Annotated in this window: 13 protein-coding genes; 3 read left to right on the top strand and 10 right to left on the bottom strand. The window is 58.7% G+C overall.

Annotated elements, in window-relative coordinates; genetic code table 11:
- Positions 1 to 30: 30 nt before the first annotated feature.
- The 4 genes from phnF to ACPYOP_RS18225 form a co-directional block, all read right to left on the bottom strand.
- A complete protein-coding gene (phnF, locus tag ACPYOP_RS18240) occupies positions 31 to 759 on the bottom strand; it encodes a phosphonate metabolism transcriptional regulator PhnF (RefSeq protein ID WP_481411777.1) in 729 nt (242 codons plus the stop codon).
- Position 760: 1 nt separating this feature from the next.
- Positions 761 to 1,447: a class I SAM-dependent methyltransferase gene (locus ACPYOP_RS18235; protein WP_481411776.1), complete on the bottom strand. Its 687-nt coding sequence runs from the start codon at positions 1,445 to 1,447 to the stop codon at positions 761 to 763.
- Positions 1,448 to 1,563: 116 nt separating this feature from the next.
- On the bottom strand, positions 1,564 to 1,959 hold the full coding sequence (locus tag ACPYOP_RS18230) for a VOC family protein (protein ID WP_481411775.1): 396 nt from the start codon (positions 1,957 to 1,959) through the stop codon (positions 1,564 to 1,566).
- 96 nt (positions 1,960 to 2,055) lie between these two features.
- Positions 2,056 to 2,481, bottom strand: coding sequence for a tautomerase family protein (locus ACPYOP_RS18225; protein WP_481411774.1), 426 nt, complete (start codon positions 2,479 to 2,481; stop codon positions 2,056 to 2,058).
- 120 nt (positions 2,482 to 2,601) lie between these two features.
- Between ACPYOP_RS18225 and ACPYOP_RS18220 the strand changes: the two genes are divergently transcribed.
- Positions 2,602 to 3,207, top strand: coding sequence for a TetR/AcrR family transcriptional regulator (locus ACPYOP_RS18220; RefSeq protein ID WP_481411773.1), 606 nt, complete (start codon positions 2,602 to 2,604; stop codon positions 3,205 to 3,207).
- A 70-nt stretch (positions 3,208 to 3,277) separates the two neighbouring features.
- On the opposite strand, the gene ACPYOP_RS18215 is transcribed toward ACPYOP_RS18220, so the two are convergent.
- From ACPYOP_RS18215 to ACPYOP_RS18195, 5 genes are all read right to left on the bottom strand, one after another.
- On the bottom strand, positions 3,278 to 4,282 hold the full coding sequence (locus tag ACPYOP_RS18215; RefSeq protein WP_481411772.1) for an ABC transporter ATP-binding protein: 1,005 nt from the start codon (positions 4,280 to 4,282) through the stop codon (positions 3,278 to 3,280).
- 12 nt (positions 4,283 to 4,294) lie between these two features.
- Positions 4,295 to 5,359 carry a Gfo/Idh/MocA family protein gene (locus tag ACPYOP_RS18210; RefSeq protein ID WP_481411771.1) on the bottom strand — a complete coding sequence of 355 codons (1,065 nt, stop codon included), beginning with the start codon at positions 5,357 to 5,359 and terminating at the stop codon, positions 4,295 to 4,297.
- Positions 5,356 to 6,195, bottom strand: coding sequence for a carbohydrate ABC transporter permease (locus ACPYOP_RS18205; protein ID WP_481411770.1), 840 nt, complete (start codon positions 6,193 to 6,195; stop codon positions 5,356 to 5,358). Before ACPYOP_RS18205 ends, ACPYOP_RS18210 begins: the two co-directional genes overlap by 4 nt.
- A gap of 11 nt (positions 6,196 to 6,206) precedes the next feature.
- Positions 6,207 to 7,160, bottom strand: coding sequence for a carbohydrate ABC transporter permease (locus tag ACPYOP_RS18200; protein WP_481411769.1), 954 nt, complete (start codon positions 7,158 to 7,160; stop codon positions 6,207 to 6,209).
- Between the two features lie 200 nt (positions 7,161 to 7,360).
- Entirely contained in the window at positions 7,361 to 8,620 is a 1,260-nt protein-coding gene (locus ACPYOP_RS18195; protein ID WP_481411768.1) for an ABC transporter substrate-binding protein, read from the bottom strand.
- A gap of 538 nt (positions 8,621 to 9,158) precedes the next feature.
- Here ACPYOP_RS18195 and ACPYOP_RS18190 point away from each other — a divergent pair.
- Positions 9,159 to 10,043: a glucosamine kinase nucleotide-binding domain-containing protein gene (locus tag ACPYOP_RS18190; RefSeq protein WP_481411767.1), complete on the top strand. Its 885-nt coding sequence runs from the start codon at positions 9,159 to 9,161 to the stop codon at positions 10,041 to 10,043.
- Positions 10,040 to 10,804, top strand: coding sequence for a GntR family transcriptional regulator (locus tag ACPYOP_RS18185; protein WP_481411766.1), 765 nt, complete (start codon positions 10,040 to 10,042; stop codon positions 10,802 to 10,804). The genes ACPYOP_RS18190 and ACPYOP_RS18185 overlap by 4 nt, the downstream gene beginning before the upstream one ends.
- Before the next feature lie 131 nt (positions 10,805 to 10,935).
- Here the strand turns inward: ACPYOP_RS18185 and metH are convergent, their stop codons facing one another.
- Entirely contained in the window at positions 10,936 to 14,700 is a 3,765-nt protein-coding gene (gene metH, locus ACPYOP_RS18180; protein WP_481411765.1) for a methionine synthase, read from the bottom strand.
- Between the last annotated feature and the right edge of the window lie 171 nt (positions 14,701 to 14,871).

Here is a 14,871-nt window from a genome sequence, read left to right as displayed (position 1 = left end):
CTGAGCTATCGGCAATACCGCCCCAAACCGCTATCGCAGATCCACGTTGAAGGTGATGCGCTCGGCCGACCACATCGACTCCGAATAGGTGATCGGCACGCCATTCACGTCCGCGTCCAACTTGCGGGTGATGAGCAGCGGCACGGATTTCGGCTGCCGCAAGAGCCGCGCCTCTTCCGCCGTCGGCATCCGCGCCTCGATCTCCGTCGACAGCCGTTCGTAGTCGGCGAGGCCGTAGCTGGCGAGTGCCGCGGAGATCGTCTCATATTTCAGCCGGGCCTTGTCGAAATCGGGAAAACGCTCGGCCGGATAATATGAATCGCCTAATTCGACCGGAATGCCATCGGCGGTCATCAAGCCGCGTCGATGGATGACCGCTGCGCCGACCGCGAGTTTCAGATAGGCAGCGACGCGTTCCGTCGCCGCCACGATCTCGTGAACGAGCAATTCGCCGCCCGGCTCGAAACCTTGTTCGATCAGGTTCTTTGAAAAGCGCGTTCGCCTGGATAGCGAATAGTCGAGCACGCCCTTATGGACGAACGTCCCTCGCCCTTGCTCGGCGCGAACCAGTCCACGCTGCTCCAGATGCCCCAGCGCCTGACGGACGGTAAAACGGCTGACGCCGAAGCGCTGCATCAACTCGGGCTCGGTCGGCAATTTCTCTCCAGGCGCGAAAGTCCCGGCAGCGATATCAGCCGCCAGGATTTCCCCGATCTGATGCCAGAGGGCACTGCCGGCCTTTCGATCGATCGTCTCCATGTCAGACGCGCTTCTCGAGCCGGAACAAAAGCTTGTATTCGGCCGGATAGCTCAAGGCATCGAGAATGCTCGGATAATATTTGCGGTCCTTCGATGAATGCACAAAGCCATCGTAGCCGAAACGCTTGACGGATACGTCGAAGCCCGCCGCGACGAATGCGTCGATATAATCCTGTGGAGACCGATCCTGCATCGGCGCATTGCTGTTGTTGCCGATGAGCTCAAGCCATTTCGGCCAGAGCGGCATCTCATTGTGGCAACCGGTCACAGCATAGTAGACGCCGCCATTCCGCATGGCTTGGAACATCCCCTCGGCATGCTGTTTCAGCTCCGGCAGCAGATAGATCACCTCATAGCTGAAAGCGATATCGAAGCTATCCGTAAAGGGCGACAAATCGGTCGTCACATGAAACTGCAGCGGCATACCGCCGACGGCTGCGACAGCCGCAGCGACCGACTCCGAAGCAATATCGATGCCGACGCCGCGCCGGAATGGCCGCATGCCATAGAGCAAGCGAAGGAAGCCGCCGCGATTGCAGCCGAAATCCAGGACGGTCTTCGAGGAGAAATCCCGCTCCGGCACCGTCTCGATGAAGTGCCGCCAATAGGGGCTGTGCGATTCCGCCATTGCGGTATCGCCTTGAGGGTCCTTGTGCCAGGTGGCGTAAGTTGTCGCTGCGCTCGTCATGATGCTCTCGCTGTTGGAGTGGACTGAGCTCAAGATAGCGTAGCTTCATGACAGCCACATGAATTCGTCCGGACGACTGGAGTATTTATCTAGCGCTTCATGCCAATCAATATCTCCTACTGCGCGTGATCTACCATCCATTGCACGCCGAACCGGTCTGTCAGCTTGCCGTAATAGCTACCCCATGGCTGGACGGCGAGCGGTGTCGTCACTTTGCCGCCTTCCGCCAATCGGGCAAAAATCCTGTCGGTGCTGTCGCGATCATCCATAACAAGCATATGGGCAGACCCGCGCATCGGCTCCGCGTCGTGATTGTCGGATGCGAAGAACAGCACGCCCGGTCCCTCGAACCGCGCATGCATCACCCTGCCCCGCATCGCCTCATCAACGAGCGGGATCCCATGCGCACCGTGCCGCAACAACAGCGTGACTTGGCCAAGCCCACAGGCAGTGTAGAAGGCAAGCGCTTCCTCGCAATGCGTTGTGAAAAACAGATAATTGGCGAGTTGCATGTCCTGCCTTCCTGTTGCTGTCAGACGACGGTGGCGTACGCGCGCCTGTCCATCATTGATGTTAACGCCGCCATCTTAATGGGTATAAGCCTCTGCTTAGGACATTGCAGCGTTCTGGATGGCTCCAACCAGATCCGCGTTGCTATAGCTCTGCCCCGCAATGCCCCAAGCTCCCTCCGGCGCATAAACGATGTTCGACCAGATGTGCTCGCGTTTGATGCGCCCTTCGGCTGCCCGCTCGACGACATCGGTCGCCTTTTCGATAAAGGCGCGTTTGGCTTCGCTCGTCGCAAGTGCGATCTCGGGCAATTTAAGTTCGACAAAGGCTGCGGCGACGGGCTTTCCTGCTGCCAACACATGGTCGACGGGTAGCACGTTGACCGTGCCGATGACATTGGCCGTCATGAAGGTATTCCCGGTCAAGCCGGCAACATCGAGGACTGCATCGGTCAAGCCGGCAAAAGCCTGCGCCTGTGCTTGAGACGAAAGCAATCCTTCGGGTACGGTGAGCGTAATGGGCATGAAACATCTCCTTGTTGGACCTGCGGCGGTAATTGATATATACCGATCACTCTTTAACGATACACACCGATTACTCTCTATGCAAGCGATAAAGAGAGATCACTCTTAATGGAGACGACAATGCGCTACAGCGCCGAACATAAGGAAGAGACCCGGACACGGGTCGTCGCGGCTGCGGGGCAGGTGTTTCGAAAGGAGGGTTACGGCGGTGCAGGTATCGATGCGCTGACGAAGGCGGCCGGCGTTACCAATGGCGCCTTCTATGGACACTTCAAGTCCAAGAGTGAAGCGTTTCGCACGGCCGTCGTGGAAGGCTTGGAAGAGTTACGCCAAGGGATTTTGGCACTCAGGGAGAATCAGCCAAGAGACTGGCTGAAGGCTCTCGCCAGCTATTATCTCGGCTACAAGCGGACTTGCGATCTCGGCGACAGCTGTGCACTGCCGAGCCTTTCCCCCGATGTGATGCGCGCCGACGAGGAAACACGCAGCGTCTATACATCGGAATTGAGAAAACTCATCGCGGATGTCGCCGCCGGATTACCAGAAAGCGCGAACTCTACCGAAGTGACGGCGGAGGATCGGGCAATTCTTCTCCTTGCGACGCTCAGCGGCGGCGTCACTATTGCTCGCGCCGTCTCAGATCCCGCCCTTTCCAGCCACATCGGCCAAGTCATAGAACGGGCTGCATTGGCAATAGGCGATCCCTCAAAGCCGTATGGCGAATGACCAATCGCAACGTTCATGCGGCAGGAGGGCAGCCGAGACGAAGCTTGCCGCTTCGCCTCAACGAGGCGGCTTACGCCCGGATCGTCTTGTCATTTACATCGAAGCGATGCATCTGGTTCGCATCCGGCGTTGCGTAGACCATCTCGTCCGGTTCGTATTTATGTTCTCCGAAGAGGCGCGCGGTCAGAAGGCCGGTGGCTTCGGATTCGAGATAGATGATCGTGTCGGCGCCAAGATGCTCGACGTGGATGACCTTGGCCGCCCACGAACCCTGATCGCGCGACAGCGTGATATGCTCGGGACGGATGCCGACGGTCTTGGCGCCGCTTTGACCGAGCCGCTCGGCGGGAATGAAATTCATCTGCGGCGAGCCGATGAAGCCGGCAACGAAGGTATTGGCCGGGCGATTGTAGAGTTCCATCGGCGAACCGATCTGCTCGATCGCACCGGCGTTGAGCACGACGATCTTGTCGGCAAGCGTCATCGCCTCGACCTGATCGTGGGTGACGTAGATCATCGTTGCCTTCAGGCTGCGATGCAGCCGGGCGATTTCCAGGCGCGTCTGGACGCGCAGTGCGGCATCGAGGTTCGACAGCGGCTCATCGAAGAGGAAAAGCTCAGGCTCGCGCACGATGGCGCGGCCGATGGCGACGCGCTGACGCTGGCCGCCGGAAAGCTCGGCCGGGCGCCGGGCGAGATATGGCGCAAGCGAGAGCATGCTTGAAGCCTTCTCGACCCGGTTGTCGATCTCGGCCTTCGGCGTTCCGGCCTGCTTGAGACCCAACCCCATATTGTCCTTGACGGTCAGATGCGGATAGAGCGCATAGGATTGGAAAACCATCGAAATGCCGCGCTTGGCAGGTGGCGTCACGGTCACATCCTGGCCGTTGATCAGCACGGCGCCGGCGGTCACATCTTCAAGGCCGGCAATGCTGCGCAGAAGGGTCGACTTGCCGCAGCCGGAAGGACCGACGAAGATGACGAACTCACCGTCCTTCACTTCCAGGTCGATGCCCTTCAGCACGTCGTGTGAGCCATAGGCCTTGCGGATGGATTTCAGTTGAAGCGATCCCACTGTCTCTTGTCCTTATAGATAAACAGACTTGCCGGTGCGCACGCTCTCATCGGCGGCGAGGCATATCCGCAGCGATTGAACGGCATCGGCCATATGGCGATTGAGGTCGAGATCCTCGCGGATGGCCTTCAGCATGAAGGCCTGCTCGAAGTCGCAGAGCTCCTGATGGCCGGGTTCGCCATCCATGTGCAGGTCCTGATCCGGCCGGATGAACTGGCCGTTCGGCCCGGTCTCGGCGCTGTGCAGCCGGATGACCGACGTTTTGGTGTGCATGTCGATATCGTCGGATTTGGCATTTTGATCCATGACGATCGACACCGATCCGTTCGGCGACATCACATCCTTTACGAAGAAAGCCGTCTCAGAGATCATCGGACCCCAGCCGGCCTCGTACCAGCCGATAGAACCGTCCTCGAAGATCACCTGCAGATGGCCGTAATTATACATGTCCGGCTTGATCTCCTCCGACAGCCGCAAGCCCATGCCGCGCACCTCGACCGGCTTGGCGTCGGTGATCTGGCACATCACATCCACATAATGCACGCCGCAATCGACGATCGGCGAGGTCGTGCACATCAATGCCTTGTGCGTCTCCCAGGTCGGGCCGCTCGATTGCTGATTGAGGTTCATGCGGAAGACATAGGGACCGCCGAGCTTGCGCGCTTCGGCGATCAGCCGCATCCATGAGGGATGGTGGCGCAGGATATAGCCGATCGCCAGCTTTTTGCCGGCCTTCTGCGCGGCCGCGACAACGCGCTCGGCATCTTCGACCGTTGTTGCCAGCGGCTTCTCGACGAAGACGTGGCAGCCGGCTTCGAGGGCCATGACGGCGAAATCGGCATGGCTGTCGGAATAGGTATTGATGGAGCAGAGGTCCGGCTTCAGCTCCTTCAATGCCGTCTCGAAATCCGGATGGATCGTATAGCTCCGCAGCTCCTCGGGCAGCTCCGGCCTAGAGCGGTTGACGAGGCCAACGATCTCGAAGCCCGGATTGTTGTGATAGGCCAGCGCATGGCTGCGGCCCATATTGCCAAGGCCGGCAACGAGAACGCGGATCGGCTTTTCGGATGAGCTCACTTGACTGCTCCGGAGGTAATGCCGCGAATGAGTTGACGCGAGAAAATGACGTAAAGGATGAGGATCGGCAGAATGGCGAGCGTCAGCGCCGCCAGCACCGCATTCCAGTTGGTGACGAACTGGCCGATGAAGATCTGCGATCCGAGCGTCACCGTCTTTGTCGCCTCGCTCGGAGCCAGGATCAGCGGGAACCACAGATCGTTCCAGATCGGGATCATGGTGAAGACGGCAACCGTCGCCATGGCCGGGCGGACGAGCGGCAAGACCAGACGGAAGAAGATCGCGTATTCGCTGAGGCCATCGATGCGGCCGGCATTCTTCAGGTCGTCGGAAACCGTCCGCATGAACTCGGAGAGGATGAAGATCGCGAGCGGCAGACCCTGTGCGGTATAGACGAGGATCAGAGCCGTCAGCGTATTGACGAGGCCGGCGGCAACCATGCCCTGCAGGATCGCGACCGTGCCGAGCCGGATCGGGATCATGATGCCGATCGCCAGATAAAGACCCATGATTGTGTTGCCGCGGAAACGATACTCCGACAGCGCGAAGGCGGCCATCGCCCCGAACAGCAGGGTCAGAATGATCGAGATGATCGTCACGACGAAGCTGTTCTGGAAATAGGTCAGGAAATCACCCTGCTTCAGAACGGTATCGTAGCCGATCATGCTGAAGGAGGATAGCGTCGGGATGCTCAAGGGCGCCCGGAAGATCGACGCGCGATCCTTGAAGGAGTTGATGACGGTCAGGAACACCGGGAAAATGGCGACCAGCGTATAGCCGATGAGCGCCAGATGGACGAGGCCGGTGCGGACAAGCGAAGTGCGTGCCTTGGACATGGTCGCGCTCCTCAAAACTGGTAGCGGCGAATGCGCCGCTGGACGATGAAAAGATAGAAGGAGACGCCGGCCAGGATGATGAGGAACATCACCGTCGCGATCGTGGCGCCCATCGAGCGGTCCCCCAGCTGCAGCTGGAAGCCGAAGAAGACGCGGTAGAGCAGCGTCCCGAGAATATCGGTAGATCCATCCGGTCCCGCCAATGCGCCTTGCACGGTATAGACCAGGTCGAACGCGTTGAAATTGCCGACGAAAGTCAGGATCGAGATGATGCCGATCGCCGGCAGCACCAGCGGCAACTTGATCTTCCAGAATTGGCTCCATCCGGTAATGCCATCGCATTCGGCGGCTTCGATCACCTCTTCCGGAATATTGAGCAAGGCGGCATAGATCAGCATCATCGGAATGCCGACATATTGCCAGACCGAGATCAGCGCGACGGTAATCAGCGCCGTGCTGGGCCTGCCAAGCCACGGGGCGAAAAACGATTTCAGACCGATGACATTCAGAAGCTCTGGCGCAACACCCCAGAGCGGCGAGAGGATCAGCTTCCAGATGAAGCCGACGACGACGAAGGAAAGCAGCGTCGGCAGGAAGATGGCCGTGCGATAGAAGGCGACGAAGCGCAGCTTCGGCAGCGACAGGAGTGCAGCCAGCGCGACACCGATCGGATTCTGCACGCACATATGGATGACGAAGAAGATCAGATTGTTGCGCAGCGCATTCCAGAAATCATGCGACCAGCGTTCGTCGCCGAACAAAACCTTGAAATTGTTCAGCCCGACGAAGACCGGCTGATTGTCGACGACGTTGTAAAGCGACAGCCGCAAGGTCTCTATCAGCGGCAGGATCATAACCGCCGTATAAACGACAAAGGCAGGAAAAAGGAAAACGAGGATGTGCCAGCGCTTGGTACGCCTGATCGGCATGACCTCAAGGGCATCTGATGTCGCGGCGTCGCTCATGGCTTTCTGCCTGTTTTTCTTGGCTGCATGCCGACGCAGCAGCTCTAAGGTTCAAATCCACCCGCTGCCCCGGCTTTCAAGCCGGAAGGAAACGACGTCGGGCGTGTCGAATGCAATGGCGAGGCGATCGCCGGTTCGATTATCAAACAATGAAAAGGGCGAGGAGCCCGTAAGGTCCCTCGCCCGCATGATGCAGCTATTTACTTGCCGGGCTTGTACCAGCTGTCGAGGCCCTTCTGGAGCTTCTTGGCAGCATCGTCCGGTGTATCCGTGCCGTTGATCACGTTTGCGGATTCGGTCCAGGTCTCGTTTTCCAGATTCGGCTTACCGCGCGACAGGATCTGATAGGTGGAGCGAACGGTCGACTTGTGATTGTCACGCCAGGAGACGAATTCCTGCGCAAGTGCATCGCTCATCTTTACCGGATGCGAGTTCAGGCTGAAGAAGCCAGGCAGCGAGTTGGCGTAGATGTTGGCGAACTCGTCGGAAGCGACCCAGCTCAGGAACTTCTTGGCTTCTTCCTGATGCTTGCCCTTGGCATTCAGGCCGACGCCGATATCCGGATGGTCGGAGATATAAGCCGTATCGCCAGCCTTTGTGACCGGCGGCGGGAATGCGCCCATCTTGAACTGCGCCTGGGTATTGAAGAGAGCAATTTCCCAGGAGCCGGCCGGATAGATCGCAGCCTTGCCAAGCGTGAAGAGGTTCTGGCTGTCAGCGTAACCCTGAGCTTCGAAGCCGTCACCGAGGTAGGGCTTCCACTTGGCGAGTTCCTTGTAAGGATCGACCCACGGCGCGTCCGTCAGCTTTTCCTTGCCCGCGATCAGAGCCTTGCGGCCTTCCTCACCCTTCCAGTAGTTCGGGCCGATGTTCTGGTAGCCCATGGTTGCGGCTTCCCAGAGATCCTTCGTACCCATGGCCAGCGGAATGTAGGTGCCGTCAGCCTTGATCTTATCGAGAACAGCGAAGAACTCGTCGCGCGTCGCCGGCGCCTTCAGGCCGAGCTTGTCGAAGGCGTCCTTGTTGTAGATGAAGCCGTGGATGACGGACGCCATCGGCACGCAGAAGGTCGACTTTCCGTCGTCGGTGGACCATGCGGCCTTGGCGACGGCAGAGAAGTTTTCCAGGCCTTTCAGCTTGGTGAGATCGACAAGATGCTTCTTGTTGAAGAGGTCAAGCGATGCATCGAATGGACGGCAGGTGATGATGTCACCGGCAGAGCCGGCATCGAGCTTGGCGTTCAGCGATGCGTTATATTCGGTCGGAGCCGTCGGCGAGAAGACGATCTTGATGCCCGGGTTCTTTGCTTCGAAAGCCGGGATGATCTTTTCCTGCCAGATCTGCAGGTCGTCGTTACGCCAGCTTTCAACCGTCAGCGTCACGTCGGCCGCATGCGCCAGGCTGACCGAGGTCAGCAGGCTGGATGCAAGAAGCAAGCCTTTCAGAACATTGGTTTTCATTTCCCTCTCCTGTTTTCCGCGCCATGGCAAGGCGCTGTTTTCGATCTGAAATCCGCTGGCCTGTCCGAGGAAACGGTCAGCGCTCCGCAGGGACCGCCAATATTGCCGACCCCCCATACAAAAGGCTTCAGAGGCACTCCGCCTGATCAGCCGGATCAATTGCCGCCCGCCGCCACCTAAGCGGAGACGCTGCAAGAACCAAGCGGGAAATTCATAACGAACGCCGAAGCGAGATCCTCCAGATCCGAACGGTCGGGACAACGGCGCACGCCTTTGAGGCATACCTACCGACTGTTGTTCTTTTGCCGGCTTTGCCGATGTCCGTTCGTATTGTTCCCTTGTCACGAATTAAGGCCAAAAAAATACCAATTGTCCAGCCGATTTTAACTTTCGGATATAAAAATATCGACGGAAATAAATTATTCTATGTATTTCAGTAGGATACGAGCCAAGAAAAATGAGCGCATCGCCTATTGGTAAATGGTATTTTTTTGGTATTGTATGAAAAAGCGGGGAACATGCGGCATCCGGAGGCATGATGGGGCAGTTTGCAATTGGTATCGACGGCGGCGGGACAAGTTGTCGGGCAGCCGTTATAGACGGCACCGGGCGAGTGCTCGGCACCGGCAAGGCGGGCGCGGCCAATATCCTCTCCGACCTGGAAAATTCGTTGATCCACATCGCCGCCTCGGCAAAGCAGGCGCTGATCGATGCAAAGCTGGACCCGGAACTTCTGCGGAAACTACCTGCGGTCATCGGAACCGCCGGAGCCAATGTAGGTAATTATGGCAAACGGGTCGAAGGTGCCCTGCCCTTTGCAAGCACGCGCGTGGTCACCGATGCGACGATTGCGCTTCAAGGTGCGCTCGGCGACGCCGATGGGATCATCGGCGCCTTCGGCACTGGCTCCGTCTACAATGCCCGCCGCGATGGCAAGAGCTGGGGGATCGGCGGCTGGGGTTTCGTCATCGGCGATCAGGCCAGCGGCGCACGCCTCGGCCGCGACCTGCTCGAACGAGCTCTTCTGACGCATGATGGAGTGATGACGGGCTCGGCGCTGACGGCATCGATCATGGCCGAATATGGCAATGATCCGGAACGGGTCGTCGAATTTGCGCACGTATCGAAACCCAAGGATTTCGCCCGCTACGCCCCGATCGTGTTCGAATATGCCGGACTGGAGGATGTCGTCGCCATCGATATCGTCAGGACGGCGGCGAGATCCATAACCGACAGCCTTGACGCATTGCTTTGGCCGGAATGCCCTTCGATCTGCCTTCTCGGCGGCCTTGCCCAGGCCTATCGTCCCTGGCTTGATGAACGGCACAAGGCAATTCTCGCCGAACCCAAAGGCGATGTCTTGCGCGGCGCCGTGGAGCTGGCAGCAAAATTGTTGCAGGGTGGAGAGGGATACAGGGCATGACCGAAGATTTGAGCGCGATCTTCTCGCCGGAGCGCCTTTTGGGAGGCGGCACGGGTCCGCTCTATGTCAAGCTGCGGCGCACGCTGGAAGAGGCTGTGAAGGTCGGAAGGCTGAAGCATGGCGACGCGCTTCCGCCGGAGCGTGACATTGCCGAATTTGCCGCGGTCAGCCGCGTTACCGTGCGCAAGGCAATCGACGATCTCGTCGCCGAAGGCATTCTGGTGCGTCGCCACGGTTCCGGCACCTTCGTCGCAAAGCCGGTATCCAAAGTGGAGCAACGCCTGTCGCAACTGACGTCCTTTACCGAGGACATGGCGAGACGCGGAATGACCGCTCGTTCCGAATGGCTCCACAAGGGCGTGCACACGCCCTCCCCGGACGAGATGATGATTCTCGGCCTTGCAGCCGACACCAAGGTATCGCGTCTGAGCCGCCTGCGCATTGCCGACGATCAGCCGCTCGCGATCGAGCATGCCAGCGTCTCCGGTGAGTTCTTGCCTGATCCGTCTGTCGTGACGACATCGCTCTATGCGGAGCTGGAGAAGCGGCAGGTGCGCCCGGTTCGCGCCGTTCAGCGCATATCCGCAACCAACATGAAAGAGGCCGATGCCGGGCTGCTCGGCGTTCCCGTGGGAGCCGCCGGCCTCTCGATCGAACGTATCTCCTATCTGGGTTCCGGCCGCGCTGTGGAATTCACGCGATCGCTCTATCGCGGCGATGCCTATGATTTCGTCGCTGAGCTGACGATAGGCGCGAATTAGCGCAAATCTGCGAAGTAGAAAGAACGTCTGGAATCAGAAAAACGCCGCCCCAGCTACTCAAGCTGGGGCGGCGTTTTCATGCGGAATCAAATTCCAAGCAAAGCAGTTCAAGTCATTGAAACAGTTCGCGATCAGGCGGCCGCGTCACGCTTCTCAGGTACATAGTTGAGAACGGGACCCAGCCAACGTTCCACCTCGGCCACCGGCATGCCCTTGCGGGCGGCATAATCTTCGACCTGATCGCGTTCGATCTTGGCAACACCGAAATAGTAGGAGGACGGATGGCCGATATAGATGCCTGAAACGGACGAGCCCGGCCACATGGCGTAGCTTTCCGTCAGCGTCACGCCAGTCGTCGCTTCCGCATCCAGCAGACGGAAAAGCGTATCCTTCTCGGTATGGTCAGGCTGCGCGGGATAGCCAGGCGCCGGTCGAATACCGGCGTAGGTTTCAAGAACGAGTTCCTCGCTCGAAAAGTTTTCGTCGGCAGCATAACCCCAGAACTCCCGCCGCACCCGCTCGTGCATCCGCTCGGCGAAAGCTTCCGCAAAGCGGTCCGCCAGTGCCTTGACGAGGATAGACGAATAATCGTCATTCGCCCGTTCGAAACGCTCGGCGATGGCCACTTCCTCGATGCCAGCCGTGACGACGAAGCCACCGACATAATCGCCGACACCGCTGGTAACAGGTGCTACGAAGTCCGATAGGGCCACGTTCGGTCGGCCATCGCGCTTCGACAGCTGCTGACGCAGCGTGTAGAAAGTCGCAAGCTCCTCGCTGCGGCTTTCGTCCGTAAATAGCCTGATATCGTCGCCGACCGCCCCCGCCGGCCAGAAGCCGATGACTGCGCGCGGGCGGAACCAGTTCTCTGCGATGATCTTCTCCAGCATCGCCTGCGCATCGCCATAGAGCTGCCGAGCCGCTTCGCCCTGCTTCTCATCCTCCAGAATCGCTGGGAAACGACCCTTCAGCTCCCAGGTCTGGAAGAACGGCGTCCAATCGATATATTTCGCCAGCTCGGCAAGATCGTAGCTCTCGAATACCTTGGTTCCGAAGAACTGTGGCCTGACGGGCTTGTAGCTCGACCAATCCACTTTCTCGGCATTCTCGCGCGCCCTTGCGATCGGCAAGCGTACCTTCTCGGCCTCGCTGCGCGCATGCGCGGCAGCGACCTTGGAATACTCAGCTTGAACGGTATCGATATAGCCTTGGCGCGCTTCGTGTGACAGCAAGGCGGATACGACGCCGACAGCGCGGCTCGCATCCGTAACGTAGACCGTTTGCCCGCGATGATAGCTTGGATGGATCTTCACCGCGGTATGAACACGGCTGGTGGTAGCGCCGCCGATCAGCAGTGGAATATCGAATCCCTGCCGTTCCATCTCGGAAGCGACATGCACCATCTCGTCCAGGGACGGCGTGATCAATCCGGAGAGGCCAATGATATCGACCTTCTGGGCAACCGCCGTTTCCAGGATTTTCGTCGCCGGCACCATGACACCGAGATCGATGATTTCGTAGTTGTTGCAGGCAAGAACGACGCCGACGATGTTCTTGCCGATATCGTGAACATCGCCCTTGACGGTCGCCATCAGCACTTTTCCGGACGACTGCCGCTCACCGCTACCGCCATTGGCAAGCTTTTCGGCTTCCATATAAGGCAGCAGAACGGCAACAGCCTGCTTCATCACACGGGCGGACTTCACCACCTGCGGCAGAAACATCTTGCCCGAACCGAAAAGATCGCCAACGACATTCATGCCGGCCATTAAAGGCCCTTCGATCACATGCAATGGCCGCTCGGCAGACTGACGCGCTTCCTCGGTATCGGCTTCGATATATTCGGTAATGCCATTGACCAGCGCATGTTCGAGCCGTTTCTCGACCGGCCATTCACGCCAGGAAAGATCCTGCGCCTTGGCCTCCTTGCCGCCAGCGCCTCGGAAGCGCTCAGCGATCTCGAGCAGGCGCTCCGTGCCGTCAGGTCGGCGGTTGAGGACGACGTCTTCGCATGCTTCCCGCAGTTCCGGATCGATATTGTCGTAAACCGCAAGCTGACCGGCATTGACGATGCCCATGTCCATGCCCGCCTGAATGGCGTGGTAGAGGAACACGGCATGCATGGCCTCGCGGACAGGTTCATTGCCGCGAAACGAGAAGGACAGGTTCGACACGCCGCCGGAAATATGAACCAGCGGCATCCTCTTCCGGATCGTCCGCGTCGCCTCGATGAAGTCGACGCCGTAATTATTGTGTTCTTCGATACCGGTCGCGACCGCGAAGATGTTCGGATCGAAGATGATGTCTTCCGGCGACAGGCCCGCCACTTCCGTCAGCAGCTTGTAGGCCCGCGAGCAGATCTCGACCTTGCGCTCATAGCTGTCTGCCTGACCCTGTTCATCGAACGCCATGACGACGACGGCCGCGCCATACATGCGCATCAATCGAGCCTGCTTGAGGAAGTTCTCCTCGCCTTCCTTCAGAGAGATGGAATTGACGATCGGCTTGCCCTGCACGCATTTCAGACCAGCCTCGATGATCGAGAACTTTGAACTGTCGATCATCACGGGAACGCGGGCGATATCCGGTTCGGCGGCGATGAGATTGAGGAATTCCACCATCGCCTTCTCGGAATCGATCAGGCCCTCATCCATGTTGATGTCAATGACCTGCGCGCCGTTCTCGACCTGGTCGCGGGCGACGGCAAGCGCTGCCGTATAATCGGCATTGGTGATCAGCTTGCGGAACTTCGCCGAGCCGGTGACGTTCGTGCGCTCGCCGACGTTGACGAAAGGAATGTCCTTGCTGAGTTCGAAAGGCTCCAAGCCGGAAAGCGCCATGAACGGACGATGCTCGGCGAGCTTGCGCGGCGGATACTTGGAGACCGCCTGAGCGATCGCGGCGATATGCTCAGGCGTGGAACCGCAGCAGCCGCCAACGATATTGACGAGTCCTTCGCGCGCAAATTCTTCGACCTGCGCCGCCATCATCTCGGGCATTTCATCGTACTGGCCGAATTCGTTTGGCAAACCGGCGTTCGGATAAGCGCAGATGAAGGTATCCGCAGCGGCCGAAAGCTCCTGCAGATGCGGTCGCATGGCATTGGCGCCGAGCGCACAGTTGAGGCCGACGGTAAAGGGGCTGGCATGGCGCACGGAATTCCAGAACGCCGAAGGAGTTTGACCGGATAGCGTGCGGCCGGAGAGATCGGTGATCGTACCTGAAATCATGACAGGCAAATGGATGCCCTTGGCCTCGAAGCGCTCCTCGCAGGCAAAGATCGCCGCCTTGGCGTTCAGCGTATCGAAGATCGTCTCGATCAGGATGATGTCAGCGCCGCCATCGATCAGACCATCGATCTGCTCGCCATAGGCCAGGCGCAGATCATCAAAGCTGACAGCACGATAGCCGGGATTATTGACGTCGGGAGAGATCGAAGCCGTGCGATTGGTCGGACCGATGGCACCGGCAACGAAACGGCGCTTGCCATCCTCGCGCTCGGCGCGGATCGCCGCGCGGCGGACGATCTCGGCGCCCTCCTTGTTGAGGTCGTAGACCGCGCCTTCCATCTGGTAATCCGCCTGCGCAATGCTGGTGGAGGAGAAGGTGTTGGTCTCGAGAATGTCCGCACCGGCCTTGGCATAGCGATAATGAATGTCTTCAATCGCATCGGGCTGCGTCAGGATGAGGAGGTCGTTATTGCCCTTCTGGTGGCACGCGCAGCCGATGAACCGATGCCCGCGAAACTGATCTTCGTCGAAGCCGAGACCCTGGATCTGCGTACCCATGGCGCCATCAAGCACGAGGATTCGTTCGCTCGCCGCCTTTCGCAAGGCCTCGAATATCTCGCTGCCGCCGCGCTTCGCTGTTTCCGAACCAAAAAGATTGTCAAACATAAGCGAATTCCTCTGGCCTGATTGCGACTCCGCAATCAGATCACATAAAGATATCTTTATGTCAACATATCTACGCTCATGTTCAGCATAGCGCAAGCATGCCTCTTCTATAGTTTTGTTCTTTCAGGAAAAGACAGACCGGACGAATTGCCGCCCGACCATGGACGACGC

The sequence above is a fragment of the Rhizobium sp. KNZ2-6A genome (assembly GCF_056755475.1).
Note: the sequence above shows the minus strand (reverse complement) of the source record. Positions and strands in the feature narration are given on the sequence as shown.